Annotated in this window: 26 protein-coding genes; 14 read left to right on the top strand and 12 right to left on the bottom strand. The window is 61.3% G+C overall.

What is annotated here, in order from left to right:
- Entirely contained in the window at positions 1-1014 is a 1014-nt protein-coding gene (gene fepB / locus ACFWAD_RS04145) for a Fe2+-enterobactin ABC transporter substrate-binding protein (RefSeq protein ID WP_378541601.1), read from the bottom strand.
- 107 nt (positions 1015-1121) lie between these two features.
- Here fepB and ACFWAD_RS04140 point away from each other — a divergent pair, with 107 nt between their 5' ends.
- Positions 1122-2735, top strand: coding sequence for a helix-turn-helix domain-containing protein (locus ACFWAD_RS04140; RefSeq protein WP_378541599.1), 1614 nt, complete (start codon positions 1122-1124; stop codon positions 2733-2735).
- Here ACFWAD_RS04140 and ACFWAD_RS04135 read toward each other — a convergent pair.
- The gene (locus ACFWAD_RS04135; protein WP_378541597.1) at positions 2723-3100 is read right to left on the bottom strand and encodes a VOC family protein; all 378 of its coding nucleotides are present in this window, start codon (positions 3098-3100) and stop codon (positions 2723-2725) included. The two genes, ACFWAD_RS04140 and ACFWAD_RS04135, sit on opposite strands and share 13 nt — an antisense overlap.
- A gap of 97 nt (positions 3101-3197) precedes the next feature.
- Between ACFWAD_RS04135 and ACFWAD_RS04130 the strand changes: the two genes are divergently transcribed.
- From ACFWAD_RS04130 to ACFWAD_RS04120, 3 genes are all read left to right on the top strand, one after another.
- Positions 3198-3923 (top strand): TetR/AcrR family transcriptional regulator, encoded by a 726-nt coding sequence (locus tag ACFWAD_RS04130; protein WP_378541595.1) that lies wholly within the window; start codon positions 3198-3200, stop codon positions 3921-3923.
- A complete protein-coding gene (locus ACFWAD_RS04125) occupies positions 3920-4357 on the top strand; it encodes a hypothetical protein (RefSeq protein WP_378541593.1) in 438 nt (145 codons plus the stop codon). The genes ACFWAD_RS04130 and ACFWAD_RS04125 overlap by 4 nt, the downstream gene beginning before the upstream one ends.
- Positions 4358-4458: 101 nt before the next feature.
- Entirely contained in the window at positions 4459-4821 is a 363-nt protein-coding gene (locus ACFWAD_RS04120; RefSeq protein WP_378541591.1) for a hypothetical protein, read from the top strand.
- A gap of 7 nt (positions 4822-4828) precedes the next feature.
- On the opposite strand, the gene ACFWAD_RS04115 is transcribed toward ACFWAD_RS04120, so the two are convergent.
- The 3 genes from ACFWAD_RS04115 to ACFWAD_RS04105 are packed head-to-tail and all read right to left on the bottom strand — an operon-like array spanning position 4829 to position 8330.
- Entirely contained in the window at positions 4829-6466 is a 1638-nt protein-coding gene (locus tag ACFWAD_RS04115; RefSeq protein ID WP_378542904.1) for an AMP-binding protein, read from the bottom strand.
- 14 nt (positions 6467-6480) lie between these two features.
- On the bottom strand, positions 6481-6945 hold the full coding sequence (locus ACFWAD_RS04110) for a MaoC family dehydratase (RefSeq protein ID WP_378530399.1): 465 nt from the start codon (positions 6943-6945) through the stop codon (positions 6481-6483).
- A gap of 14 nt (positions 6946-6959) precedes the next feature.
- The gene (locus ACFWAD_RS04105) at positions 6960-8330 is read right to left on the bottom strand and encodes an MFS transporter (protein ID WP_378541589.1); all 1371 of its coding nucleotides are present in this window, start codon (positions 8328-8330) and stop codon (positions 6960-6962) included.
- A gap of 219 nt (positions 8331-8549) precedes the next feature.
- Here ACFWAD_RS04105 and ACFWAD_RS04100 point away from each other — a divergent pair, with 219 nt between their 5' ends.
- Positions 8550-9248: a TetR/AcrR family transcriptional regulator gene (locus ACFWAD_RS04100; RefSeq protein ID WP_378530393.1), complete on the top strand. Its 699-nt coding sequence runs from the start codon at positions 8550-8552 to the stop codon at positions 9246-9248.
- Between the two features lie 344 nt (positions 9249-9592).
- On the opposite strand, the gene ACFWAD_RS04095 is transcribed toward ACFWAD_RS04100, so the two are convergent.
- Both ACFWAD_RS04095 and ACFWAD_RS04090 read right to left on the bottom strand, forming a co-directional pair.
- The gene (locus ACFWAD_RS04095) at positions 9593-10120 is read right to left on the bottom strand and encodes a CinA family protein (RefSeq protein WP_378541587.1); all 528 of its coding nucleotides are present in this window, start codon (positions 10118-10120) and stop codon (positions 9593-9595) included.
- A gap of 630 nt (positions 10121-10750) precedes the next feature.
- Positions 10751-11893 (bottom strand): glutamate--cysteine ligase, encoded by a 1143-nt coding sequence (locus ACFWAD_RS04090; RefSeq protein WP_378541585.1) that lies wholly within the window; start codon positions 11891-11893, stop codon positions 10751-10753.
- 171 nt (positions 11894-12064) lie between these two features.
- Here ACFWAD_RS04090 and ACFWAD_RS04085 point away from each other — a divergent pair, with 171 nt between their 5' ends.
- Positions 12065-12358, top strand: a complete 294-nt coding sequence (locus tag ACFWAD_RS04085) for a hypothetical protein (RefSeq protein WP_378541583.1) — start codon at positions 12065-12067, stop codon at positions 12356-12358.
- Positions 12359-12415: 57 nt separating this feature from the next.
- Here the strand turns inward: ACFWAD_RS04085 and ACFWAD_RS04080 are convergent, their stop codons facing one another.
- From ACFWAD_RS04080 to ACFWAD_RS04070, 3 genes are all read right to left on the bottom strand, one after another.
- Positions 12416-12685, bottom strand: a complete 270-nt coding sequence (locus tag ACFWAD_RS04080) for a Rho termination factor N-terminal domain-containing protein (protein WP_378541581.1) — start codon at positions 12683-12685, stop codon at positions 12416-12418.
- Between the two features lie 87 nt (positions 12686-12772).
- A complete protein-coding gene (locus ACFWAD_RS04075) occupies positions 12773-14941 on the bottom strand; it encodes a catalase (protein ID WP_378541579.1) in 2169 nt (722 codons plus the stop codon).
- A gap of 142 nt (positions 14942-15083) precedes the next feature.
- Positions 15084-15320 (bottom strand): CsbD family protein, encoded by a 237-nt coding sequence (locus tag ACFWAD_RS04070; RefSeq protein ID WP_283306332.1) that lies wholly within the window; start codon positions 15318-15320, stop codon positions 15084-15086.
- A 178-nt stretch (positions 15321-15498) separates the two neighbouring features.
- On the opposite strand from ACFWAD_RS04070, the gene ACFWAD_RS04065 reads away from it, so the two are divergent.
- The 7 genes from ACFWAD_RS04065 (at position 15499) to ACFWAD_RS04035 (ending at position 22685) form a co-directional block, all read left to right on the top strand.
- Positions 15499-16377, top strand: coding sequence for a MurR/RpiR family transcriptional regulator (locus ACFWAD_RS04065; protein ID WP_378448360.1), 879 nt, complete (start codon positions 15499-15501; stop codon positions 16375-16377).
- A gap of 163 nt (positions 16378-16540) precedes the next feature.
- The gene (locus ACFWAD_RS04060; protein WP_378541577.1) at positions 16541-17671 is read left to right on the top strand and encodes an ABC transporter ATP-binding protein; all 1131 of its coding nucleotides are present in this window, start codon (positions 16541-16543) and stop codon (positions 17669-17671) included.
- Between the two features lie 50 nt (positions 17672-17721).
- Positions 17722-19080: an extracellular solute-binding protein gene (locus ACFWAD_RS04055; protein WP_378541575.1), complete on the top strand. Its 1359-nt coding sequence runs from the start codon at positions 17722-17724 to the stop codon at positions 19078-19080.
- Between the two features lie 50 nt (positions 19081-19130).
- Entirely contained in the window at positions 19131-19880 is a 750-nt protein-coding gene (locus tag ACFWAD_RS04050; RefSeq protein ID WP_378541573.1) for a tyrosine-protein phosphatase, read from the top strand.
- Positions 19881-19905: 25 nt separating this feature from the next.
- Positions 19906-20799, top strand: a complete 894-nt coding sequence (locus ACFWAD_RS04045; RefSeq protein ID WP_378541571.1) for a phosphodiesterase — start codon at positions 19906-19908, stop codon at positions 20797-20799.
- A gap of 9 nt (positions 20800-20808) precedes the next feature.
- Positions 20809-21759 carry a carbohydrate ABC transporter permease gene (locus ACFWAD_RS04040; protein WP_378541569.1) on the top strand — a complete coding sequence of 317 codons (951 nt, stop codon included), beginning with the start codon at positions 20809-20811 and terminating at the stop codon, positions 21757-21759.
- 8 nt (positions 21760-21767) lie between these two features.
- Positions 21768-22685: a carbohydrate ABC transporter permease gene (locus ACFWAD_RS04035; RefSeq protein ID WP_378541567.1), complete on the top strand. Its 918-nt coding sequence runs from the start codon at positions 21768-21770 to the stop codon at positions 22683-22685.
- Positions 22686-22697: 12 nt separating this feature from the next.
- On the opposite strand, the gene ACFWAD_RS04030 is transcribed toward ACFWAD_RS04035, so the two are convergent.
- Positions 22698-23162, bottom strand: coding sequence for a hypothetical protein (locus ACFWAD_RS04030; RefSeq protein ID WP_378541565.1), 465 nt, complete (start codon positions 23160-23162; stop codon positions 22698-22700).
- Positions 23163-23441: 279 nt separating this feature from the next.
- On the opposite strand from ACFWAD_RS04030, the gene helR reads away from it, so the two are divergent.
- The gene (gene helR / locus ACFWAD_RS04025; RefSeq protein ID WP_378541563.1) at positions 23442-25664 is read left to right on the top strand and encodes an RNA polymerase recycling motor ATPase HelR; all 2223 of its coding nucleotides are present in this window, start codon (positions 23442-23444) and stop codon (positions 25662-25664) included.
- On the opposite strand, the gene ACFWAD_RS04020 is transcribed toward helR, so the two are convergent.
- Positions 25626-26387: an IclR family transcriptional regulator gene (locus ACFWAD_RS04020; RefSeq protein ID WP_378541561.1), complete on the bottom strand. Its 762-nt coding sequence runs from the start codon at positions 26385-26387 to the stop codon at positions 25626-25628. The two genes, helR and ACFWAD_RS04020, sit on opposite strands and share 39 nt — an antisense overlap.
- Positions 26388-26406: the final 19 nt, after the last annotated feature.

The raw sequence follows: 26406 nt of genomic DNA, 5'->3' as shown, positions 1-26406 counted from the left end.
TCATCCACCGAACGTGGACACCAGTAGCTCGACTGTCTGCTTCGCACTGAAGTAGTCGAGACGGAAAGCTGCAGTTCCCATCGTGTAGACCCGATCACCCTTGACCGCAGGTTGATTCGCAAGGAGCGGGTCGGCCGCGAGTTGCTTCTCCATGTCCTTGGGGCCCATCGAGACTGCAAACAGCGTCTGCGAACCGTCAAGTGCGGCAGACATGTTCTCGGAGCTGACGATCGCGACGCCGGAGGCACCCCGCTTGTCCGGGGCGACAAACTGTTCGGAGGGCTCGGCATAGGTGAAGCCGAGCGAGGTCAGCAGATTGCCCTGCGGGCTGTCGGCTCGGAATGTCCAGACCCCGTCGGCTCCCATGTAGACCAGTGCCGTCACCGGCTGCTCGGGAAGTTTGATCTTCCCGGCCTGCGTGGTCACCCAGCTGTCGTACTCGTCGACGGTCTTGTCGGCCTCGGTCTCGAGTCCGGTCGCCGCCCCGAGCTGAGCCGCAAGCTCCTCCCAGGAGCTGGCGCCGTAGTCGAGAAGAACGGTGGGCGCGATATCGCTCAGCTGTGCGTAGGCGTCGAGCGTCGAGTCGCCGCCGTTGGCGGACCCGATGATCAGATCGGGCTCGAAGGTCTCGATCGCGTCGAGGTCCAGCTCGAGATTTCGGTAGAGCACCTCGACGCCACGATCAGCCGCCACGTCCGACCACTGAGAGAAGAATCCCTGACTGTCGGTCATTCCCGACGGCGTTGTAGCCGCACTCGCGACCACCGGTGCACCGATCGCGAGCAGCGTGCCGGTCAAGGACGGCGAGGTGGACACGATCCGAGTCGGCTTTGCGGTGATCTCGGTGCTGCGGCCACCGTGCTCGACTGTGCGCGGCCATCCCTCGGTGGACCCGGAGGTTTTCTGGGTGCCCTCGGTTCCGGTGTCACTACCTGACGAATTCGAGCAGCCGGCTAGAGCGAGGGCGACGACCGCGGCGAGTATTGCCGCCGCCGGGCGTAGAGATCTGCGCATGAGTATGTGGCTTTCTGACGGTACGAGAGTTGCCGCTGCGAACGCAGACCGACCGAGAGGTAAAGTTAGCCATACTTAAGTAGCAAGGGTTGTCCAGGAGCGCCAACGTGTTACCACTATCGGGAGGGTCGGACACGGTCGACTTGGGGCCGATCCGCGCCGGCAGCACCGAACTCAGCACCGGCCGCTCACCACTCTTGTTCTGGGTTCTTGCAGGCAGCGGACGCGTCAGAACCGGATCGGCCGTCCACGAGATACCGGCAGGCGAATTGCTGTGGATCCCGGCCGGCGTGAGATACGCGATGGAGACGGATTCGAATTCCGTCGCGTTCCCCATCCTGCTTCCGCCCTCGGACGGCGTCACCGACGGACCAACGGCCGTGACTCGCCTGCGCGTGCCGCCGGGGTGGGAAGACAGACTGATCCACGAGTTCGTTCACAACCTGGGCTATCTGCGCGGAGACGCGGAAAGGCCGACGTCTCTGTTCGAAATGATCGCCCGGGCGGACGACGGATGCACGTCGCTGCCGCGACTGCCGCAGTCACGGGAAGCGTTCGAGATCGCGCACGCCCTGTTGCGAACACCTGGCGCCGACGACACCGAGGGACAGTTCGCGAAGCGCGCCGGGATCAGCACTCGAACGCTCCAGCGGTATTTCGTGGAGGAGACCGGCCTCACCTTCACTCGCTGGCGGCTTCGAGCGCGGATCGCCGCCTCGTTGGAGTATCTGAAGCAGGACCGCGAGATCGGTTGGATAGCAAACGAAGTCGGCTTCGAAACGGGCAGCGGATTCACTCGCGCGTTCCGAGCCCAGTTAGGAGAGAGCCCGAGCGACTATCGTCGACGGACCCGCTCCCGCTCAACCGATCGAAGTGCGCGCACCGACAACGACCAGGCATTGGTCCGCATGCTCGCACAGCCCGGACGATCCGGGGACACCGCGCCGCCGATCCCGGCCAACGCGACGTGGCCGCGCGTCAACGGCGCCCACGTCGCAGTGTGGGTCTACCGAGGCGAAGCCCGGGTGGATGTCGCCGACCGCAGCTGGGAACTGCGCACCGGCGAGGCAATGATCCTGCCTGCAGGCGTCCGCAATACCGTCACAGTTCCGACGGGTTCACTGCTGCTACCGCTCGGCTTCCGTGCCTCGAACGGGTCGACCGTTACTGCCGACGCCCTCGAGACAGTCCAGTTCTCCCCCGAACACGAATTGGCCCTGTTGCACACATTCGTCGCCGCGTACACGCCCTTGCGGCCACGTGGTCACGACGGCACCGCGGTGTTCGACATCATCGCCACCGGCCCTCTCGCGCAATCGGTTTCAAACGAATCCGTCGCCGACTCGATTGCCACGCGACTGGCAGCGACAATCGCCGCCCGGCCGGCCGACCCTCGCACCCTGGACGAGTGGGCGCGAGAGCACGGCACCGACGCGGCCCGTCTGCGCCGGGAGTTCCGGACCGAGACCGGCTCCACGTATCCGCAATGGCGCTCCCTTTCCCGGATGACCCAGGCGCGCACGCAACTCCAACTCGGGATTGCACCCGGCACGGTGTCGAGAAACCTGGGTTACGCGCACCTGTCCGCATTCAGCCGCGCGTTTCGCACTGCGCACGGGATCTCACCGCAGCGTTTCCAAGCTCAGTCCGTCGAACGCGCCCTCTGGTTACGTTCGGTGCCGCGCGCCGCCGAGCCGAACACTCGGGTTCACACCCACTGAACGAGTTGCCACACGATTCCGTTGGGGTCGACGAACTGGCAGTAGCGCTCGCCCCACGGTTCGGTCTCCGGCTCGGTGACGACGGAGGCCCCTTCGTCGGCGATTCGGGCAAACTCGGCGTCGAGGTCATCGACCACGAATGCGACGAGCATGCCCTGGCCGGCTGGACCTGCGACGAAGTCGGGCTTGAACGTCCCGAGGCCGATGCGCAGGAACACCACATTGACCCCGGCATCCGGATGATTCAGGGAAACGAAGCCGTCGTCGGCCATGGCCTCGGTGAAACCGAAATGGGTTTTCGCAAAGCGCGCCGACGCGTCGGTGTCGGCAACGTTCAAGGACAGAGCAGTGCTGGTGATTTTCATCGTGGCCTCCATGATCATAAACCTTGTGCAGTGCATACAGTATGCACCGTATAAGGTATACCACGGTTGAGGTATTCCCGATTCTTGGAGACGACTGATGGCACGCGAACTGATCGACCTACTCTGGCGCGATCACCCCCTCGCACCGAAGGGTGGCGCCCGCGGCCCGCGGGCGAAGGTCACGACCTCGCAGGCAGTCGACGCTGCGCTCGCCCTCGCAGATACCGAGGGGCTCGACGCCGTGACCGTGCGTCGCCTCGCCACCGACCTCGGCATCTCGGGAATGGCGCTCTACACCCACGTCGGATCCCGCGACGATCTGCTGGTGCTGATGGTCGACGCCGTGCACGGAAACAGCCCCCGCCTGCCGTACGGAAACATGACCTGGCGCCAACGGGTGCGTCGGGTCGCCGAGGAAGAACTTGCCCTCTATGCGGAGCATTGGTGGCTCCTCGACATCGCCGACCAGCGCGCCGCGTTAGGTCCGGGCACCATCGCGAAATACGACCACGAACTTCATGCCTTCGACGACACGGGACTGACCGACATCGACCGGGACTCCGCCCTGACATTCGTGGCCGACTTCGCCCGATCCTCGGCGCAAGCGCGTCGCCCCGACCCTCGAGCAGCCGACATGGCCGAGGTGTGGTCGTCCTGGAACCAGCGTCTGGCCGCTTACCTCGACGACGACTTCCCGTTGGCGCAGCGAGTCGGCGGCGCGGCCGGCGAGGCCAAGAACACCCCGTACAGCCCCGAGGCGGCGTGGGAGTTCGGACTGGACCGGGTCCTGGACGCCCTGGAGGGCCTTGTTCACATCGAATGACATTCCTGCAATTCGTGGGAGACAATACGTCCGTGCTGCGCTTCGGTTGGTCTCGACGGTCCGGTGGCAACCCCTCGTTGTTCGAGCCGCGAGAGCTGTTGCACGCCTACGAGAATCGGCCGACCCGAGAGGTACGAGAGTCCGGTGAGCTTCTGATCGAGATTCCGTTGAGCGACGCGAGCATCTTGGAGATCACCGTCCCCGACCCCTCTGCGGACTGGATCGATTCCCGAGTCCGAGGGCTCTGCAGTTCGCTGGGCAACATCGACCGGCGGGCTCAACGCGTCCTCCGTGGGGGATTCAGCATCGGCTGGATCGAACTCGAATCAGAGCAAGAGGGCATCATCGACTATTGGGAAAACGGGGTGAACAACGAGTACCCCATCGCCATCAAATGGAACGGAAAGGCTTGGGAAGAAGCGCCAACCACCTAGCCCTCAATTCAGCGGCATACATCCGCCAAGACGGGGTAGACGAGTAGATACCAACGGCTCATCGACCGAGCTCATTAACTCAACTCCTGCGGTGGTGAAAAATGTTTCTCAGCGACCAGTCGATCCGTCGCCGCACCCGCCGTTTCGGAGCAGCGCTGACGCCTTCTCACAAGTGGCCTCCGCCGACCGAAACACAGCGCGTCGCGCGCTGGAGTGAAAGATCGGAGATGCTCGGCGCACTGTCGGTGCTCCTGTTCTGGGCTTTCGGCTTCGGCATCCTGCTGGGCGTCGGCGCGATTACAACAGGAATCTTCGCGCTCCGACGTCACCCGAGGGGGGCTGGCGGGCATCTGCTCTCGAATGCCCGCCAGCTGCCGTGGGATGCGATAGTCGGCCTCTTCACTGGATTCATCGGTCTGGCACTGAGCGGCTGGTTCTTCGTAGTTGTCCTACCCAACATGTAGCCCTCTGCTAGCCAAGTCCGTTCGCGGCAGTGGCCAACACTCGGAGTTCACGTCGGAGGATCTTGCCGGTAGTCGTGAGCGGCAAGCTGTCGATGAAGGTGATCTCCCTGGGGTACTGGTAGAAAGCAAGGCGACTTTTCACGTGGGTCTGCAACTCCTGACGGAGCTCCTCCGAGGAGTTCGATCCCTCGGACAGTACGACAAAAGCGTGAACCGCCTCGCCGCGCAACGGATCCGGAACACCGATGACGCCTGCCATGGCTACCTCGTCGTGCGAGAGCAGGCACTCTTCGATCTCTCCGGGGCCGATTCGGTACCCCGCGGACGAAATGACGTCATCGGCACGTCCCTGATACCAGAAGTTCCCGGCGTCATCAGTCCGACCCAGATCACCGGTGTGAATCCAACCGTCGTACACCTTTTCATCGGTCTTCGACGGCTGATTCCAATATCCGAGGAACTGTCCGGGATTGCCGGCCTTCACACAAATCTCGCCTACCTCACCAATCTCGACCAGCTCGCCGAGCGGATCGAGGAGGGAGACTTCGAAGCCGGGGAAGGCGCGACCCATCGAGCCGCTGGCGGGACTCCACTTCGACCGCGACGTGCCGATGGTCAGATTCATTTCCGTCTGCCCGTAGAACTCGTTGACAGCTACGCCGAGAGTGCTTGCAACCCAGGCTTGCAGGGCGTCACCGAGTGCCTCACCACCAGTTCCCAATGCCCGCAGCTGAATACCACGCGCAGCAGTCTTGTCGACGCCGATGCTTCGCATCTGCTTGAGCGCAGTGGGCGGAATGAAGGCGCCCGTCACCTTGTGACGGCTCAGAATCTCGACCGCACGCGCCGGCGTGAATTTGTCGGGTGTCGCAACGACGGGACACCCCAACGCAAGTGCGGGGAACAGCACGTCGAACAGACCACCGATCCAGGCCCAGTCTGCAGGCGTCCAGAAGACGTCTCCCCGCTGCGGCGCATTGTCGAATGCCGTCCGCATACCGGGCATGTGCGCCAAAAGGATTCGGTGCCCGTGGAGCGCGCCTTTCGGATTCCCGGTCGTTCCCGAGGTGTAGATGATGATGGCATGTGAATCGGGTCCCGTGGCTACCAGTTCACTACTTTCTGCGGCATCGTCGACGATGCTGTGGAAATCGAGGATTTGCACGGGCATCGAATCGGAGAGCTGATCGAGCCTTCCGACAACGATTACGGCTTCGAGACCCGGGATCTCACCGATTCCGTCGGCAACTCTTTCATAGCAGTCCTTCTCGATCACAAGAACTTTCGCACCGGAGTCACGCATTCGATGCACCAATGCGTCGGACCCGAACTTGACCGAGAGCGGAACGGTAACCATTCCGGATCGGAAGGCGCCCAGATGTGTCGCGAGAACCTCGATACCCTGTGGGACCATCACACCGACGCGATCGCCTGAGACCAGGCCGAGATCCGCGAGCACGGTTGCGAACTTTCGGCTCATCGTGGCGACTTCACCGAATGTGTACCGTGCCCAGTGTCCACCGGTGTCTACGACGAGGGCCAGGTCATCGGGATTCTGTACATCGACACATGCGTGCGCGATGTTGAAGTGCTCTGGCACAGACCATTCGAAGTGTTCTGCCTCGAGGTCCTGCCACCAGGACAAGTGCGGCCGAGAGCTCACCGAGCACCCACTTCGAGGTCGAGCGAATGCGTTGCGCCTACCAGAAAGGAGAAGTCGCCCGAGAACACAAGGTCTCCATCTTGGTTGACGAGTGAGCCCTTGGACGTCACGATCGCGGTCTCACCGTCCGAGCGAGGGCGGACCGACAGCACTTCCGACACTGCGTGCACCGAGTCACCCAGGTACGTCGGCCGGTGGAACCTGACTTGGTCAAGTCCGTAGAAGCACTGGAGGTAACGAGGATCCAACTCCACGAGACCGAGCAAAGTGGACAGCATGAGAGCGCCGTGGGCGATCTGGCGACCGAAGCGTGTTTGCTGTGCATAGTCGGGGTCGAGATGAAGGGGATGACGGTCCCAAGTGAGGTCGGCGAAGCTTCGCACATAGTCTTCGGTGACGACCCGCGGGTCCGTTACCGCAATGTCTCCGACAGAGATCTCTTCGAAACTCTTTGTGATCATTGAAGTTTCCCTTATTAGTTGACAACCGCGGAGCGTTGTTCGACTGGCGGCAGATAGGCCCCGTTGTCATCGATGTACATGTCGCGGCTTCCTTCGTCGAGGTCCGAGTCACGGACGAAGTAGACGCTGATCAGCGAAATGACCGACAAGGCAGCGATATACACAGCGACCGCAAACGATCCGCCGGTTGCGCGGACCAACATGGCGGCAACCATCGGCGCGATTGCACCACCCAAGAGCACACCGATTTGAAAAGCGATGGACGCTGCGCTGTACCGCACCCGAGCGTCGAACAATTCGGCGATGAACGTCGCCTGCGGCCCGTAGGAGATGCTGAGCATGAAGGCGCCGACGGCCAGTGCCCCGGTGGTGATCCAGAAGTTGCCGGTATCTATTGCGGCAAAGGCAACAAAGACCCACACACCCATGCCGGTGATGCCGACCATCAGGATCCGGCGTCGGCCGAATTTCTCGGACAGCTGGCCGAAGATCGGAATGAAGATGACCGCCACGAGTGCGGACACCATGACCGCGCCGAGCATGAGGTTTCCGGACAGCAGATCGAACTGGTCGGCGTACGTCAGGCTGTACGTGTTGAGGATGTAGAAGTAAGCGCCTGTGCTGATCATCGAACCTGCGGCAAGAATGATCTGACGAGGATAGTTCTTGAACGCGTCGACCATCGGAATCTTGACCGCAGTGTTCTGTTGCTTCACGCGAGCGAATGCGGGAGTCTCTTCCAACGCGGTGCGAATGTAAAGTCCCACGGCGACCAACGCGATACTGAGCAGGAAGGGAATTCTCCACCCCCACACCAGGAATTGGTCTCCGGTGAGCGCCTTGGTGCCGAACATGACGGCCGTTGCCAGCAGCAGACCGGCCGGCACACCGACCTGCGGCATGCTGCCGTAGAAGCCTCGGCGATTCTTCGGCGCGTATTCCACAGCCGTCAGAACTGCGCCGCCCCACTCACCGCCGACACCGAAGCCTTGGATCAGCCTCAGCAATACGAGAAGAATTGGGGCCCACACACCGATCTGGTTGGACGTCGGAAGGACACCGACCAGGAACGTCGCGGCTCCCATCAGAAGAAGTGCAAGAACCAAGACCTTCTTGCGTCCGATTCGGTCCCCGAAGTGGCCCATCACAACGCCACCGAGCGGCCGCGCCAGGAAGCCGACCGCGAAGGTGGCGAAGGAGAGAATCGTCGCGAGCGCGGGATCTGCGCCCGAAAAGAACAGCGGCGCAAAGACCAAAGCGGCGGAGGCACCGTAGATCTGAAAGTCGTACCACTCGATCGTGGTACCGACCAGAACTGATCCGGCCACCCGCCGCAGGGCAGGCCTGTCGACAGTTGCGGGAGATGGAGGATTCGCGTCGTTCATGTCATTGCTCCTTGTATGGAGTGCCCTGTTAGCTCGCGCACCGAGAGCGAGGCTCGCCTAGGACCCTATGCAGTGACCCAGGGCACAGTCAAGCTTTTTTCAATCGATCGATTGATGAATATGACTGCAATTTGCCAGTACACAGGTAGCTATCAATCAATTGATTGACGACCAGTCGATTTCGGCGGCGATGCTAGCATGATTGGGCAACCAATCGAAATGAGGATCATGGACCTGGGGCGCGTACAACGGGCGGCAGTCACGCTGTTCGCGACGAAAGGGTTCGCCGCCACCGGCATTCGTGAACTCGGAGCCGAAGCCGGCATCAACTCGGCAACGCTGTACCACTACGTCGGCAGCAAAGAGTCGCTGTTGGCTTCGATCATTCGCTCGTGCCTCGACGAGTTGACGCAGTCGGGAGAGCGGGCAATGCGCCGCAGCGCCGACCCCGTAGTCCAGCTCGCCGGCCTGGTGTCGTCACACGTCGGCATTACCGCCGTCAACCAATTGACCGCCCGCGTCGCCGAGTACGAGATGCGCGGGTTGACCGGAGACAACCGCATCGAGTTGCAGACGCTGCGCGACGAGTACGAGCAACTATTCGGACAGATCCTCGAACGCGGCCAACGCGTGGGTGCCTTCGATATCGAAGATCTTGCATTGAGCCGACTCGCGATACTCGAGATGTGCACGGGGGTCGCGCACTGGTACCGGCCCGGTGGGCGTCTCGAGTTGGAAGATGTCCAGCGATTCTTCGTCAGCACCACGTGCAAGCTTCTGTCGGTTCCGTCCGACGAACTGCGCGGTGCGGAGTTCATTCACGACGTTCGAAAGCTGGACAGCGAACCCGAGACTCAGTCCTCCGAAATTTGGGGCACCCACGCACAGAGCGACTTCGTACGCCAGTCCGAACTCTAGTCACACCAGAACAGTAAAAGGTCCGAAAGCTATTGGACTCGCTGATCCGCAGGATCCGCCAGACCGGTATTTCCGTGAGCTCGGGTTGTCGGAGGCGAATCAACCCGCAATAGTCGATGTATGGATCGGTACAAGATCACGATGCCCGACGGCTCTTCGACCGAGGAACCTTTCAACTCCGACACGGAAGCAATCACTTGCGCAGTGGATGCCAACCGAGGAGTCAGCAAGAACCTCGTAGTCGAAAAATACACAGCCGACGGTCATCTGGTTCCAACCGCGCAGGCACCTGCGAAACACACGGGTCGTCACAAGAAGAACCGTTCGAAGAGTTGAATACTCGACTAGTTCACAACTCTCGTACTCGGCGTGTGACGACCGGATGCGTGACGCAGAAGTAGTTGGATCGCGTGCTCGACAGTTGCTCCCAGGACGGCTTCGGGGGTACCCGAGAACACCTGCTTCTCCGTTTCAGCGGTCCCGTGGTCCACGACCCCGAACCACACAGTTCCGGGTGGATCGTTCTCCTGTGTATCCGGTCCGGCTTCGCCGGTAACGGCCAGCGTCAAAGTCGCGCCCATCAGCGTGGCAGTGCTGTGTGCCATGACCCGGGCAGCTTCCTCACAGACCACTGGGCCGTCCGGAACATGAAGTAGGGAATGCTTGACCGCACGGGTGTACGCGACGAACCCACCACAAAACCACGATCCGGCGTTCGGTGCCTTCCCCAGGTGCGCGGCGATATTCCCGGCAGTCAGCGATTCCGCCGTAGCGACTGTCAGGCCGCGCTCTTCGACCAAGGTAGCCAGCCGACTGCACAGCGCGTCGAGGTTGTTGTCCGACGGAAGCTCCGTGCGTGGATCGTCACTCATATATTGTCCCTCTTGTCTTCGCTCCTCCCTACGCCGGTTTGATGTGCCGGCCCCACTCCGCTTTCGCTGGAAGCCGATTCAGTCGTCTCCGCGGCGGGTTGCTCGTCTGCAGGGGATGCAGTTCGTCCACCAGGAGTCTCTTCAGCCGGTCGTGCCTTGAGCTCCGAATCGACGACGGGTTTGCCGGCCCCTCCCGTATTCGGTCCACCCGAACTCTCGGCCTCCTTGAAGGCCGACTTCTTTGCGGCCTCCTGACGTCCCTCGTACGGCGGCACGGCCGGTTCGGATGCGGTGGGCTCGGCGGGCGTTGTCTCGGTTCCTTCTACCCCCGAGATCGTCTCCTCGTCGCCGAACGAACCGGCTGGGCGATCTACCGGACCGCCTCCGGGTTCATTCGAGCCTGTGCCTCGGGAGCCCGGGGCTCCACGCGCAGACTGAGGTTCTTCGGACGCCCGTTCGCCAGATTCGTTTTTCATGACTAACCCTTCGCCATCATGCAACTCGCGACGCGACCTACAGACGGGATGATTTCTGCACGGGGGAGTCGACAAGTTCTCATTTCCAGTGAACTCGGCACAAAATTGGAAGTCAACGCCTCCCCGTTGCCTACAGGTCCCCGCTGCCTACAGCTCACTCCCCCCCTTGCGAACTGCACCCTTCGAAAGTGCGTCGGGCGCACTCGTCGATCACGTCAGCCACACGTGACCGACGCGCGAGTTGTCGGCGCTGCACGATCGCTCCGTTTCCATTGCTGAAGACCTTGTCCAAGGAAGCCGTGACCTGCTCGAACTCGCCGAATGCGGTCAGAGCAGGTTCGACATGATCCACCAATCGCCGAACCGCCTGGTGAGCGGTCAGTAAACGCACGGATTCCACGTCCAGCGACCTCCCGTCGAGTCCGTCGCGTGCCGCCCGCCAGCAAGCCGCCCGGAGTAACTCATGATCCACAGCGGGCGCCACCTCACCTTTGGTGATCGCGGCGGATGCGGTGCCGACAAGAGCCTGGACCAACGTGGCCAGAGTCAGCGTCTCCTCAACGGTGGCAGGCACGTCGCTGATCCGAATCTCCACGGTGGGAAGGTGATCCGACATGCGCACGTCCCAATAGACCATGTGTGGATCGAGAATGACCCCTGTCTCCAGCATCGCGGCTACAGCATCTTCGTAGTGCCCCACGGACTCGAAGTAAGGCGGCGGGCCGGAGCTGGGCCATCTGCCGAACAGAACGTAACGCCAACTCGCATAGCCGGTATCGCGCCCACTGCTGATCGGGGAGTTCGCCGTCAACGCCAGCAAGGTCGGCAACCATGGGCGCAGATGATTGACGATCTGGACCGATCGTTCTCGATCTTCCACACCCACATGAATGTGGCAGCCACACATCACACCTTCGGTGATCGCACCGAACTGTCCGGCCATCCGCTGATATCGCGACTTCTGAGTGATCTCGTCGACCGGCGGATCGAAGAACGGCGTCCCGACTGCGATGAGCTGACAACCCACGCGAGCAGCGGCATCGGCGGTGACGGCACGAGATTCACAGAGTTGATCACGAAGATCACGAATATGGTTTCCGATCGACGTGGACGTCTCCACCTGACAGCGCGTGAGTTCGAGTTGCAGCGAGATACCGAGTTCTCGCCCGGCGGCCGCAACTTCGACGTTGCGCAGACTCGGATGCCCGGTCTGCGGATCGCAGAGCAAGAACTCTTCCTCCACACCGAGAGTCGGCGTACCTACGGAGAACAGGTCGGGAGTCGGCTTCGCATTCATAGCACTTCCTTGCACCGGTGTTCCTCCACATCCGGTACTTCGAGCCTACGACCTTCTTCGCCTTTCGGCACTACGCCATCGGTTTCACCCACTCACCGATCGGGTAGTGCCCTGTGAACCGACGACAAGCGGCAAATCGCAAGTCTTCACGAACTCAGGACGGAGTGTGCCGTGACAAACGCGAGCGGAAGTTCACCGGTAGATGACGAACACACCAATCGATCGCATGTCGGGGAGGCAATCAGCGACGGCCGCAACTATCCCGGATACCTGCTGATCGGGCTGGGCCTGGCAACACTCGGATTGACCTTGGTGGCAGCAGGTTACGGATTTCGTGGATGGGCAGTCATTGCCGGCGTCGTGTGCGTGGTGTCCTTCATCGTCGGAACACTGGCCATCTTGATGGAACACCGCCGGGTCAAGCGACTGGAAGGTCAGGAACTCTTCGATCAAGAAGGGCACTGAACCGAACGCTCGAGTCGTATTCTGCACCAGCAGAGTACGACTCGAGCAGAATACAGCTCAGTGATTGCGGAGTTTCTCGATCAGCTCGCCCTTGTTCAGCTTCGAATAGTCGTGCAGATCGAGTTCCTTGGCGCGCTTCTTCAGGTCGTCCACCGTCCACTCCTCGTACGGCGAGGATTGTCCGCCGGACTTGGCGACATTCGACCGCCCTCGATTAGCGGCTGCATTGGAGATTCGGGCCGCCTTTTCCTTGGAATCGCCCTTCTCGCGTAACTCTTCGTAGAGTTCTTGATCCTTGAGTTGAGGTTGTGAGTCCTTGCGAGCCACTGTTTCGTCCCTTCACTCGTCATCACTCCGACGGTGTGGCCGAACTGGCAATTCGGCCACACCGCACGTTCGAACGTACGTCGGCACTCAGGATGTGGGCGGCACCTCGAAACGCCCCCACACGCGGTGCGTCTTCAGAAGCTGAGCCAGTGAGGCGAGGGCTCCTTCCGCGTCGGCATCGACGACGACTCCCAATGCAGACTCGTCGATACCGGCCGCAGCCAGCGCGCTCATGCTCTCACCCCAACCACCAATTGCTTTGCTGTGTCGGTACATTTCGTTCAGCAAAGTCTCCACCCGGGGATCCAACTTGCCCTCGCCGATCCGAGAAACGTCGCCGCTCAGCAGGATTGCATCGAATTCGATCGAACGAGCTGTGAGGTAAGTCCGCTGCACCGTCACCGCGTCGTCACCGTCCCCGATGGTTCCGCCGTGCGGGCCGAGGATCAGAGGCACCATTCCGGCGTCGAAGATCTTGTCTCGAACGGCGACAACCGTGCCGAGGTCGGAGTTCTCGTCGACCAGTAGTGCGATGATCCTTCCGTCGACGGGCCATTCCGCTCCCACCTGGGACAGTGCAGGACTGGGCTCCGGATCGGTCAATGGCTCCGTCGGTTCGGGAACCGGGAGGCCAAGCCCTTGCGCGACGATCGACACGAGGCCCGCGTCGATGTTCGCCAGGATGCCCAGATTCCGGGTCTTGATGTTCTCCTCGTAGCACTTCCCCAATTCGAAGGTGTACGCCTGCGCGACGTGCTCCTGTTCGACAGGGGAGAGACTGCGATAGAAGAGTCGAGCTTGCGAGAAGTGATCGTCGAACGATGCCGGCGCCTGCCTCACCTTGCGCCCTGAAACTTCCTCGGGCACCTCGATATAGGCGGCACTGTCTGCCGAGGCCAAGAAGGGGCAGCCACCGTCCAACGAATTGGGATGGTACGGCGCGACTCCGGTATGCACACCGTCCTGGTGGAAGCCGTCGCGAAGCATGTCGTTGACGGGCGAGTGAGGACGGTTGATCGGGATCTGATCGAAATTGGGACCGCCGAGTCGCGTGATCTGGGTGTCGAGGTACGAGAACAGACGCGCCTGCAGGAGCCGATCGTTGGTGATGTCGACGCCCGGCACCAAGTGGCCTGGATGGAATGCCACCTGTTCGGTCTCGGCGAAGAAGTTGGTCGGATTGGCATCGAGCGTCATCGTTCCGATGACCTGAACCGGCGCGAGTTCTTCGGGCACAATTTTGGTGGGATCCAAAAGATCTATGCCTTCGAACATTTCGTCTTCGGTATCGGGGAATACCTGCACGCCCAGATCCCAGGACGGATATGCGCCTGCCTCGATGGCGTCGGCAAGATCGCGTCGGTGGAAGTCTGGATCTACACCGCCTGCGATCTGAGCTTCCTCCCACACTAGTGAATGCACTCCGGCTGCCGGCTTCCAATGGAATTTAACAAGATTCGTCCCGCCGTCGGCGTTCACGAGCCTGAATGTGTGAATGCCGAAGCCCTCCATCATGCGATAGGAGCGCGGGATGCCTCGATCGGACATATTCCACAATGTGTGCGCGGTGGCCTCGGTGTGTAGCGACACGAAGTCCCAGAAGGTGTCATGAGCGCTCTGTGCCTGCGGAATCTCGCGGTCCGGGTGAGGTTTCGCGGCATGGATGATGTCCGGGAATTTGATTCCGTCCTGGATGAAGAACACCGGGATGTTGTTGCCGACCAGATCGAAGACACCTTCATCGGTGTAGAACTTGGTGGCGAACCCGCGTGTGTCACGGACGGTGTCCGCCGAACCGCGTGAACCCAGAACCGTCGAGAATCGCACGAATACGGGTGTTCGCGCATCTGAAGCGAAAAGCGAAGCTTTACAGATGTTTTCGGCTGCGCCGTTTGCCAGGAACGTACCGTGTGCGGCCGCGCCGCGAGCGTGGACGACTCGCTCCGGAATTCGCTCGTGATCAAAATGCGTGATCTTCTCACGAAGGTGGTGGTCTTGAAGAAGAGTCGGTCCCCGCTCACCCGCAGTGAGCGAGTGGTCGGTCTCGTAGAGTCGCGTTCCGGTTGCGGTGGTGAGGTACTCACCCCGCTGGCCGCGACCGTTTCCCTTCACCTTTTCCTCGGCACCCGCTACGGTACGCACTTCCGGCTGCCTCTGGTCGTCCTTGGGAGGCAACGGCTGTCGAGGCTTGACCGGCTCTGTCAGGTCCGGCGTTTTCGGGGCCGGTGCACCTGGGACGGACTGGGATGAAGGCATCGAACAGCTCCTCTTGATCGTGATGCTCGGCGCACGAATTCTGTTACGCCGTAAGGAAGTAGAGATTTTCTCTGAACGCGGAGCCACGACTCACCCCCGGACTGGGATCAATCCCAGGCCGAGGGCGACGAGTGCGTCGGGGCTATTGCTCGGACTTCTGCCGCGCTTCGTCCGCAGCAGCTTCCGCGCGAGCCTTCTCGGCTTCTGCCTCTTTCTTCGCCACTTCTCGCTGGCTCTCGGCCTTGTCCTGCTGGGCGCGACCCTCTCGGGTCAAACTGTCGTTCCCGGAGACCGCACCAACGGCTTCCTTGGCCTTACCCTTGACGTCCTCTACGACGCCTTTGATGCCCTCGCTGGGGCCGCTCTTGTCATCTGTCACGTTGTTCCTCCAGGTCGTTTCGGATTCGCGCTCGAGATTCCTGCCGCGCAGGATTCCCACACAGAAGCCCTACCCGGTCGTAATTCGCATAAACATTCGCGCATCGACAACACGTGGCACATACATGCACCGACTGCCGAGGGGAGTGTCGTTCACTCTCGTGTGTTATTCAGTGCAGATGAGCCAGTTACAGACCGATCCCCCCGTGGGCGGAACCCTGTCCACGATTCGCGCACTTGCGCCCACCCTGGCCCCGAGCGAGCGACGCGTCGCCGACATCTGCATCGCCCGGCCCAAGGAGTTTGCCTGGTGGTCGGCGGCAGATGTGGCCGAGCACGCGTCCACGTCGACGGCAACTGTCATTCGGGCCTGTCAGAATCTCGGTTTCAAAGGCTTTCAGCATCTGCGCATGCTGCTGCTCAGAGATCTCGGCGCAGCAGAATCACGGGTGCAGGACGCGGCACATACCAAGGACAGCAACGGACTGCTGCAGGCAGTACTCGGCGAGGTGGCGGCCGATCTCGGCGGCGCACTCACACCTCTGGATCGCGAAGCTTTCGACCGGGCTGTCGAGGCCATCGCCGACGCCGAACGCGTGCTCGTTGTGGGAAACGGGGTGTCCGGGCCGTCGGCATCTGCAGTGGCTGTTCGGTTCATTCTGAACGGCCGCACAGCTGAAGCGCCCACTGATGCAGTGATGCAGCAACTCACAGCCCGGCATCTCACCTCGCGTGACGTTTGTCTGGCGATCAGTGACAGTGGGCTCAACTCACTCACTCTCCAGCCTGCCCAAGCCGCGAAAGACGCCGGCGCAACCGTCATCGGCGTGACCGGCTACGCGCGTTCCCCACTGGTGGAACTGGCCGACATGGGCCTGGTTCTCGGTGGCGGAACCGGGCCGTGGGGCGCACACGGCGCCTCCGCGACCGTCATTCAACTGACCTTTCTGATCGGTCTCCAGATCGCGGTCAGTGAACGCCGTGGCGGGTCAGCCGAAGCTGCAGCTCAGACCCTCGAACACGTCATCGGAATCCTCAATCACGGTTCCACCACCTGAAATTCGGGTTCGTCGCACGTTTCGGTTCGAATAGTTGCCCTGAGAATTACGGACAATTACGACGGCGTTCGGTCACCGTTCATCTTCGACTGGCTAACTTCTGATGTAACGAAAATCCCCAATCCGACGCGATTGGGTAACGTCATTTCATCGGGAGAAGCCAATGGGCAGGATTCGAATAGAGAATCTGAGTCGGAAATTCGCAGATGTCACCGCAGTCGACAGCATCGACATCGATGTTCGTGACGGGGATTTTCTGGTCCTCCTCGGACCGAGCGGCTGCGGGAAAACTACGTTGCTCAGGATGCTCGCCGGTCTCCTCGAGCCGACAAGTGGCCGAATACTGCTCGACGACGAAGACATCACTACGGCTCCCGCCCGTCGGCGAGACGTCGCCATGGTGTTTCAGAACTATGCCCTCTACCCGCACCTTTCCGTCGCGAAGAACCTCGGTTTCCCTTTGAAGGTCAAAAAGATCGACAAGGCGTCGGCAGTAGCACGTGTCGAGGAAGTAGCACAGCAACTGGAGATCGCACATCTGCTCGAGCGCAAGCCCAAGGAGCTGTCGGGTGGTCAGCGTCAGCGCGTAGCGGTGGGCCGAGCGATCGTCCGAAATCCGAAGGCGTTCTTGATGGACGAGCCACTCTCCAACCTCGATGCGAAGCTCCGAACAGCAACTCGTCGTGAACTCACCGACCTCCACCGAAGGTTGGGCGCCACCTTCGTCTACGTCACCCACGACCAGGTCGAGGCTATGACAATGGCGACGCGTATCGCGCTGCTCAACAACGGCAGACTCGAGCAACTCGGCACCCCCGAGGATGTCTACGATCGCCCGGCATCGGTATTCGTTGCAGGATTCCTGGGCAGCCCTGCAATGAATCTTGTTGATGCAAACGTATTTTCGTCCGGCGGGAGCGTGAGGGTTACGGCCGAAGGCATCGAAGCCTCACTCTGGCCAGGAGAGTCCGATTCCCGCGACGTCGTACTCGGCATTCGTCCCGAACACCTCACACCGATCCATCCAGGCACGGATTCCGGCCCCGGCGCACGTATCACGGTCGATGTCACGTCGGTCGAGAATCTCGGAAGCGAGCAGGTGGCCTACTGCCTGGTCGGTTCGACCACGATCTGCGTGCGCGCTCCGCGACCGATCGCCCTCCACGAAGGACAGCCCGCGGTACTGTCCGCCGAGCTGCGCCACCTTCACCTCTTCGACGGAGCCAGCGGGCGTCGCCTCGAATGGCTGGACATACCAGCAACATTGAATCTCGATTCATCAGTTCTCAGCTGAACCTTCAGTTCGCCCTCTCACACGAAAATTTCATCACGAGGAGCTTTGTCATGCGCAAAACACGATGGAAGATCGCCATAGCGTTAGCGGCATCCCTCGCCCTTGCCGGCTGTGCCACTGGCGGCGCCACCACCGGCGGCTCGGATTCCGCGGAACAGGTGCCGGAACTCGACCCGAACCAGCAGGTCGACATCGTCTTCGAGTCCTACAACCTTGCCCAGGCCGGTTTGTGGACAGACACCATCACCGGTCTCATCTCCGACTTCGAGGCCGCCCACCCGAACATTCACGTAAAAGCACAGCCGCCGCAAAGCGGTGGTGCGGCCGGTTCCGGCACCGCAAGCAGTGTGCAGACACAAATGCTCGCCGGGTCACCACCCGATGTCGCTCAATTGACCTTCGACACTCTCGATTTCGCAGTCACAGCACTGAAAGCCAGAAATCTCGACGAACTGGTCGGCAAGGACGCAGTCCAGGCCAACTTCGGCGGAGACCATCCCTTCCACCCCAGAGCTGCAACACTCGGCGATTGGAATGGCGACACCTACGGCGTTCCGTATGTGTTCTCCACTCCCACATTGTTCTACAACTCCACTGCACTGATCGAAGCCGGCCTCCCGGCAGACACCGACCTCTCGACCTGGAGCAAGGTGGCCGCTGCCGCGAAGGCAGTGACCGCCAAGACCGGAAAGCCGTCGCTCGGCGTCAGCTGTTCGGTCAAGGGCGGCAGCTGGTGCATGCAGGCGCTCTTCAAATCGGCCGGCGGTGGTGTGCTGTCCGAAGATCGCAAGACCATCGAATTCGGCGAGCCTGACTCGGTTTCGGCTGTCACCATGCTCCGCGGACTCTACGAAGACGGGGTCCTGGTCAACGCAGATGCGGCGACGCAGTACGAGAGCTTCGCGAAGGGTGACATCGCCATCGATCTCAACACGTCTGCACTGCAGGGAATGTTTGTCAGTTCCGCGACAAAGGCCGGTTGGGACTTGAGAGCAACCGCGATGCCTGCCTTCGACGGACGTGCAGCGGTTCCCACGAACTCAGGTTCCGTCCTGTCCGTCTTCTCGCAGGACCCGGCGAAGGCGCGCGCTGCTTGGGAATTGATCAAATTCATGACAAGTGATCATGCGTACACGCAGATCTCCACAAAGATCGGATACCTACCCCTTCGTTCGTCGCTGACGCAGGATCCCGCTGCACTCAAGCCTTGGGCGGACGGCAACCCACTGCTGGCACCCAATCTCAAGCAACTCGACTCGCTCCAGCCCTGGCAGTCGTACCCCGGTAACAGCTATGTCCAGGTCGACGACATTCTGGCGCAAGCCATCGAAGAATCCGTGTTCTACGGCAAGGACCCGAAGTCGACGATGCGGGCCGCACAGCAACGGGCTCAGGACTTGATCGGCTGACACGGTCCAATCCAATTCCAGCGAACACAACTTCCGGATCGGGAACAACTATGAGTACTGCTCTTCCGGATCAGCGAGCCAATCGTCGGCTCGACCTGAACGGTACCTACAACTTTCGCGATGTCGGCGGCTACGCTGCTCGCGGAGGGTTGACCACCAAGTGGAACAAACTCTTTCGCTCAGACGCTCTTCACCGCCTCAACCAGGCGGACCGTGAGGATCTCCGCGGCCGAGGGCTGGCAGTCGTCGTCGACCTACGCGAGCAGGAGGAGTTGGACACGGCGCCGAACGCACTCGAAGGTCTGACGCTCGAGCAGCATCATCTACCCATCTTCGAGGGTGAAATAAACACCCGCGAAACCAGTTTGGACCTCGCGGCAATCTATACAAAGGTCATCGACCAGTGCGGCACCCGGTTGACTCGCGCAGTGCGAACCATCGCTGAATCCGACGATCGGGCAGTACTGGTGCACTGCACGGCAGGCAAAGACCGCACCGGTCTTGTCATCGCGCTTGCACTGGCGGCGGTCGGCGTGGACAACCGCGACATCGTCGCAGACTATTCGCTCTCCGAGGTCATGTTGGCCGGCGAATGGGTGTCGGCGATGGCCGTCAAGATGCGCCAATACGGCATAGGCGGGGCGGACGTCGCCCAACTGGTCGGGGCAAGCCCGGCTGCGCTCATGCGGGCAAGTCTGCAGTCCATCGACGACTCGTACGGCGGCGCCTCCGAATACCTTCTTGCCCATGGATTGAGCTCTGCAGAACTCGATCGCCTACACCTTGCACTGGTCAACTAACCCATACTTCACAGGAGAATTATTCATGTCCCAGTACGGCGAACCCGATCACTACATCCTGCACCTCAGCGACACTCACTTTGTCACCGACGGTGATCTTCTCCACGGTTCCGTGGACAGCGACGCCAATCTGGCACGCATCTTCGAGCGACTGGAAAGGACTGGCCAGCGTCCTGAGGCTATTGTCTTCACCGGCGATCTGGCCGACGTGGGAGAACCCGATGCATACGTCCGACTGCGCCGGATCGTCGAGCCGGCAGCCGAACGGCTTGGTGCAAAGGTGATCTGGGTCATGGGCAATCACGACGCGCGCCCGGCATTCCGCAGCGGCCTGCTGGACGCCGCTCCGACCCAGGAATCCGTCGACTCGGTGGTCGACGTGAACGGCCTCCGTATCATCGTGTTGGACAGCACTGTTCCCGGCAGCCATCACGGGTTGATCACCGACGAACAACTCGCTTGGCTCGAAAAGATTCTTGCCGTACCGGCACCACACGGCACCCTTCTTGCACTGCATCATCCGCCAGTCCCGTCAGTTCTGGATGTGCTCTCGTTGGTAGAACTCAAGGAACAGAACAAACTTGCCACTGTGCTCGAAGGAACCGATGTCCGCGGCATCCTCGGTGGCCACCTGCACTACTCGACCACCTGCACGTTCGCCGGAATTCCTGTCTCGGTTGCCTCGGCGACCTGCTACACGCAGGATCTTCTCGCGAGTAAGGGCAGCATGCGCGGCCAAAACGGCGCACAGGCATTCAACATGGTCCACGTCTTCCGAGATCGAGTTCTGCACACGGTAGTTCCTGTGGAGGAGTCGGCAACTGTGTACGAAATGAGCGCCGAGTACCTGCAAGAGGCCATATCCAAGCTGGTCTCCGCGAGTGATCCGTCCAGTTCTGCTACTGCACTGGCGAATTGAGCCACGAACATGTTTGTCGAAGTTCCAAGTACCGGCGGGTCGGAGCGTGCCATAGCGGCGCGCCCGGCCCGTTCCGGGTGGGCACCCCGTGTCTGGGTGCCATACCTGTACCTGTTGCCGGCAGTGGTGCTGTTGATCGTGTGGATCTACAAACCGCTCGGCGAGACTGTCAACCTGTCGTTCTACAAGTGGAACATGGTACCTACCACTCCCAAAGTGTCGGTAGGACTGGATAATTACACGCGAGTTCTCTCGTTGCCCGAGTTGCATCAGGCGCTGCGGAACACCGTGGTCTACACACTCGCCTTCATGCTGTTCTCGCTGTTGCTGCCGATCCTCATCGCGTTGGTGTCCAAACGGATATCCGGACGGTCCAAGACGATTTATCAGGCTCTGATCTTCGTCCCGTTCCTGGTGACACCGATCGCGGGCAGTGCCGTGTGGCGTTGGCTCTTCAATCCCGACGGCGGCGCTGTCCCGAGGGTGGCCGCAACGTGGGGAATCGAGATGGGCAACATCTTTCGTGATCCGAAGTTCGCACTACTCGGTGTGGTCGTGATCGTCGGATGGCAAATGCTCGGCTTCGGAGTGCTGGTCATTTCAGCTGGGCTGGCGGGCATCAATCCGGACTACGCTTCTGCGGCATCACTCGACGGGGCGTCCGAGGCGACGATCACCCGAAAGATCACACTGCCGCTACTCTCCCCGACGCTGGTGTTCCTGGCCCTCATGACGATCCTGTTGGGTGCGCAGTGGGCGTATCCCGTGATCGACATTCTCACCCAGGGTGGACCGAGCGGCGCGTCCACGAACATCTATTACCTGTTGTACCAGTTCGGTTTCCAGAACTTCGACGCCGGACTGTCAGCTGCCGCAGGCACTCTCTTCTTCCTCGGCTTCGGAATCATCGCAGTCATCTTCGTCCGCCTGTCGGACCGGCTGAGCTTCTACGACAATTAGGAACTGACATGGCATTTGTTCTGGTCGACGCACCCGGCCATCCACATGGTTCCGATGCGATTCCGGTGGTGAAGCACCTCGACGCCCGGAGTGAGAGCAACGACGGACCGGTACGGTCCCGGTCTCGAACGCGACGGGTGGTCGGGCACGTTGTCCTCGCGGCCGTGACCGTGTTCAGCATTTTTCCGATCTACTGGCTGTTTGCCACGGCCTTTCGTCGCCCTGACGATTCGCTGTCGGCGAGCCCGCTCCCCTCGCCCTTCAGCCTCGAGAACTTCCGATACGTGTGGAACACGATCCCGATGGCGTCGATGATGGTGAACACCTTCACCATGGCGTTGGCCATGTCGGTCAGCCAACTGTTCGTCGCAATCCTCGCCGCCTATGGGTTTGCCCGGTGGAACTTCTTCGGCAAGCAAGCGCTGTTCCTACTCTTCGTCGGGTCGTGGTTGGTTCCGTTTCAGGTCACGATGATCCCCAACTACCTGCTGATCTCCCAGATGGGCTTGCTCAACACCGTTGCAGGCATCGTGATCCCGAACTTGTGCTCGGCCTTCGGAGTCCTGCTGATGCGACAGCATATGGAGGCGTTTCCGCGGGAGCTACTGGACGCCAGTCAGATCGACGGACAGAACTCGTGGGCAACGCTGTGGAAGGTTGTGCTGCCCAACATGAAGCCTGCTCTCGCGGCGCTGGGAATCATGCTGTTCATCTCTGCTTGGAACGAATATCTCTGGCCCGCGCTCATCATGCGCCAGTCGAATTCGGTGCTACAGATCGGTATCCGCAGCTTCCTCGGTGCCGAAGGGAACAATTGGGGTGCCATCATGGCGGCGTCCGGACTGGCGTGTCTGCCGATCTTCCTGATCTATCTGTTCCTTCAGCGCTACGTGCGCGACGCGTTCGTCCAGTCCGGTCTCAAGTAGCAAACAACAGTCTCAGAAACTGTTTACCGGGCACAAGAATTGGCGTGACTCGTTCCAGAAGGGAAAGAGGTCGGTGGTGGTGGCCGTGGGGTGGTCGATCCCCGCAAGATTGTAGAAATCGAGGATCGTCCTACCCGCGGTAGCGCTGACCTCGCATGCCTGCAAGCTCAGCTTCGCCTCCGCCACGAAGCCGATGCTGCGGGCGAAAGGTCCGAGAGTCCCGGCATTGACAAAACTCTCGAGGTTTTGTCCCCACTGGTTGTAGTCGGACTGCAAAGTAAAGCTGCATGTTTCACCGAACAATTCGGTACAGGTTGTCGGTTGCCCGCCGATCGTGTGAACCGTGTCGGCGAGTTCGTGCGAAGTACCTTCGCGCGGTGATCCGGAAAGGAGAAGCAAGACGGCGACGGCCAAGGCAACCACCAGAAGGATGCTCGCGGCCGTTGCCAGTATCGCCTTCACAATCCCTCGATCCACGTAAGTTCATGAGGGGAACCGATTTTGGAACACCGGTCACTGGATTTGTACCCGTGACACTCGGGGTCCAAACATCGACCAGGCTGGGAGCCGTGCATCAGCCTGGGGGGGTCGCGAGAGGATTTGTGGGAAAGCGGGGGAGGATCGACACTCCCTTCCACTACCAATATATAGCCCACCGGGGGGCTTGCGGCAAGGCCCGGGTAGTGCCGCAGAATGGCTCTTCCGATCCCGTACGACCGACTACCGGATCGGAACAGCCAGCGGAAGTGAGGGCATGTGCCAATCCAGGGATACGAAGACGAACTGCAATCCGAGCGGAACTATGTGGAGGCGCTCTACGCGCGACTCGACGCCGAACGGGCCCGAGTCAAGGGTCGGTACAGCACCGCTCTGCGCGGAGACGGCCAAGCACTCATGGAACGCGATGCAGAGGTACGCGCGCTTGCCAAAGAGGTGAAAAGGCTGGATGTAGCCGACAACGGACTGTGTTTCGGCCGGTTGGATTCACTGTCGGGTGAGACTTCGTACATCGGGCGAATCGGCCTTCTGGACGCGGACAACGACTACGAACCGGTTCTGCTCGATTGGCGGGCGCCGGCATCTCGCCCGTTCTACGTCGCCACCGCTGCGAACCCGGAGAACATGCGTCGACGCCGTCAGTTCCACACACGGAGTCGACGCGTGGTCGATTTCACCGACGAGGTACTCGGGCGCCCCGAGGGTGGTGAACGCGACGCACGCGGGGACTCCGCTCTGCTCGCGGCGGTCAACGCACCGCGAGGTGAGGGCATGCGGGACATCGTGGCCACGATCCAGGCCGAGCAGGACGACATCGTCCGTCTCGAGCACCCTGGAGTGTTGGTGATCGAAGGTGGCCCGGGCACCGGGAAGACCGTCGTCGCCTTGCACCGCGTCGCCTACCTTCTCTACACGCAGCGAGCACGTATGGAACGTCACGGAGTTCTCGTGGTCGGGCCCAACCCGGCGTTCTTGAACCACATCGGCCGCGTACTGCCCTCATTGGGAGAGTCCGACGTGGTCTTCATGACCACCGGTGATCTTGTCCCCGGCCTACGCGTCACCGCCGAGGACATCCCGGGCGCCTCTGAGCTCAAGGGTTCACTGAAGATCCTGGATGTGCTCAGCGCGGCGATCGCCGATCAGCAGCGACTGCCCGAGAGCCCGCTGTCGATCGAACTGGCGGACGTCACAGTGCGGATCGACGCCCAAACCGCGGAGTGGGCCCGAGAAGAAGCCCGCACCAGCAAGCTCCCCCACAACGACGCTCGCACGGTGTTCACCGAAATCCTCACGTGGGCACTGACCGAACGGGCGATAGCGCGCATCGGAAAGGGATGGTTGACCCGCAGTGACCGTGAAGCGTGGGAGCAAGTGCGCGCAGATCTGACCGCAGAGTTGGCGGAGAATGACGCGTTTGCCGCAGCGCTCGACGCACTCTGGCCGATCCTGACACCGAAAGAGCTACTGACACAGCTGTTTACTTCTCCGGAACGCCTTCGGGCAGCAGGTGCGGACGAGACACTGTTGCGCCGAGATGGCGATGCCTGGACGGTGTCCGACGTTCCGCTTCTCGACGAATTGGTGGACATGCTCGGCCGGGACAAGCCTGTGGATCAGAGCGCCGAACGCGAACGCCAGGACGAGGCCGCGTATGCGGCGGGTGTGCTGGACATGATGATCAGTCGCGAAGACCTGATGGACGACGAGGACCATCTTCTCGCCCAGGACATGCTGTACGCCGAGGACCTGGCAGACCGTTTCGTCGAACGTGACACCCGAGAACTCGCCGAACGCGCTGCTGCAGACAGAGACTGGACGTACCGGCATATCGTCGTCGACGAGGCACAAGAACTGTCCGAGATGGACTGGCGGGTCCTGATGCGTCGTTGCCCGGACCGGTCATTCACGGTGGTAGGCGATCTCGCGCAACGTCGTTCACCCGCAGGTGCCCGCTCGTGGGCGACGATGATGGAGCCGTATGTCCCCGGTCGCTGGATCTACCGATCACTGTCGGTGAACTACCGCACTCCGGCCGAGATCATGAGCGTCGCCGCCGCCTTGCTCGCCGAGTTCGCGCCGGGAGTCCAACCACCCGAGTCCGTCCGCGCTTGCGGGGTCCAACCGTGGTCCAAGCGAATCTCCGCTGACGAACTGGCGTCCGCCGTCGACGAATTCAATCAGGACGAGGACGAACGCGAAGGTACGAGCATCGTCATCGGACCTGCGGATATGCCAGGCGCTGTGCCGGTTTCGGAAACGAAGGGCTTGGAGTTCGATGCCGTGCTTGTCGTGGAACCGGAGCGGATCATTGCCGACGGCCCGCGCGGTGCGTCGGAGCTCTATGTCGCCCTCACCCGCGCCACCCAACGTCTGGGCGTCTTGCACGAGGGTCCGTTGCCCCAGGCCCTGACCGGACTCGCCCAGGTCGGGACGGTCAGGTCACCGCAATCGTTCGCGACGAGCGATCGTGCTGTGTAGGCCTTCGGCAGCAGCGCGCACGTAGGACACCTGACTCTCGGGGACGAAGCGACTGGTGGGACCGGTGACACTGATGGCCGCGACGGGTTTGTCATTGGTTCCGAAGACCGGTGCCGCGACACACGCAAGACCCGGCGCCGATTCCTCGCGCTCGAACGCAATGCCGGTCTCGACCACTCTGTTCAGTTGGGTGTTGAGAATGCCGGGCGCGACAATCGTGTGCGGGGTTCGGCGCGTCATCGGTTCCGACAACACTTCGCGGCGAAATTCGTTGTCGGAGAAAGCAAGGAGCGCCTTTCCGATTGCGGTGCAATACAGCGGTATCCGGCCGCCGGTCCGAGAAGGGGAGTTGGCTTGTCGATGGCCGCCGATCTTCGCGACGTAGACGACGTCGTGGCCGTCACGGACCCCCAGGTGGACTGTCTCGTGGGTCCGCTCGTACAAGTCCTGGAGGAACGGCATCGCCATCTCCAGGAGGCTACGTTCGAGAGAGGCGAGCATGCCGAGTTCGAAGAGGCCACCGCTGAGTCGGTAACCACCGTCGAGTCGGTCGAGTAACCGGTTCGCAACCAGTTCGTTGGCCAGGCGGTGCACGGTTGCCTTGTGCAGGCCCGTCCGCTGGACCAGGGCGGCCAGAGGCAACACGTGGTCGTCGGCCCGGAAGGCGCGCAGGATCGTCACCGCCTTGCCGAGCACGGTGTCGAGGTTTACGCTGCCAGTCACCTCCCCAGCGTATCGCTGA

It is taken from the genome of Rhodococcus sp. NPDC059969 (genome assembly GCF_042738325.1).
GTDB lineage: Bacteria > Actinomycetota > Actinomycetes > Mycobacteriales > Mycobacteriaceae > Rhodococcus_F.
The sequence above is the reverse complement of the archived record's forward strand: the minus strand, read 5'-3'. Positions and strand labels throughout refer to the sequence as shown.

Coding starts and splice junctions, on each gene's coding strand:
- fepB (WP_378541601.1), bottom strand. CDS start 1,014: ATGCGCAGATCTCTACGCCCGGCGGCGGCAATACTCGCCGCGGTCGTC.
- ACFWAD_RS04135 (WP_378541597.1), bottom strand. CDS start 3,100: ATGAAAATCACCAGCACTGCTCTGTCCTTGAACGTTGCCGACACCGAC.
- ACFWAD_RS04130 (WP_378541595.1), top strand. CDS start 3,198: ATGGCACGCGAACTGATCGACCTACTCTGGCGCGATCACCCCCTCGCA.
- ACFWAD_RS04125 (WP_378541593.1), top strand. CDS start 3,920: ATGACATTCCTGCAATTCGTGGGAGACAATACGTCCGTGCTGCGCTTC.
- ACFWAD_RS04120 (WP_378541591.1), top strand. CDS start 4,459: ATGTTTCTCAGCGACCAGTCGATCCGTCGCCGCACCCGCCGTTTCGGA.
- ACFWAD_RS04110 (WP_378530399.1), bottom strand. CDS start 6,945: ATGATCACAAAGAGTTTCGAAGAGATCTCTGTCGGAGACATTGCGGTA.
- ACFWAD_RS04105 (WP_378541589.1), bottom strand. CDS start 8,330: ATGAACGACGCGAATCCTCCATCTCCCGCAACTGTCGACAGGCCTGCC.
- ACFWAD_RS04100 (WP_378530393.1), top strand. CDS start 8,550: ATGAGGATCATGGACCTGGGGCGCGTACAACGGGCGGCAGTCACGCTG.
- ACFWAD_RS04095 (WP_378541587.1), bottom strand. CDS start 10,120: ATGAGTGACGATCCACGCACGGAGCTTCCGTCGGACAACAACCTCGAC.
- ACFWAD_RS04090 (WP_378541585.1), bottom strand. CDS start 11,893: ATGAATGCGAAGCCGACTCCCGACCTGTTCTCCGTAGGTACGCCGACT.
- ACFWAD_RS04075 (WP_378541579.1), bottom strand. CDS start 14,941: ATGCCTTCATCCCAGTCCGTCCCAGGTGCACCGGCCCCGAAAACGCCG.
- ACFWAD_RS04065 (WP_378448360.1), top strand. CDS start 15,499: ATGAGCCAGTTACAGACCGATCCCCCCGTGGGCGGAACCCTGTCCACG.
- ACFWAD_RS04060 (WP_378541577.1), top strand. CDS start 16,541: ATGGGCAGGATTCGAATAGAGAATCTGAGTCGGAAATTCGCAGATGTC.
- ACFWAD_RS04055 (WP_378541575.1), top strand. CDS start 17,722: ATGCGCAAAACACGATGGAAGATCGCCATAGCGTTAGCGGCATCCCTC.
- ACFWAD_RS04050 (WP_378541573.1), top strand. CDS start 19,131: ATGAGTACTGCTCTTCCGGATCAGCGAGCCAATCGTCGGCTCGACCTG.
- ACFWAD_RS04045 (WP_378541571.1), top strand. CDS start 19,906: ATGTCCCAGTACGGCGAACCCGATCACTACATCCTGCACCTCAGCGAC.
- ACFWAD_RS04040 (WP_378541569.1), top strand. CDS start 20,809: ATGTTTGTCGAAGTTCCAAGTACCGGCGGGTCGGAGCGTGCCATAGCG.
- ACFWAD_RS04035 (WP_378541567.1), top strand. CDS start 21,768: ATGGCATTTGTTCTGGTCGACGCACCCGGCCATCCACATGGTTCCGAT.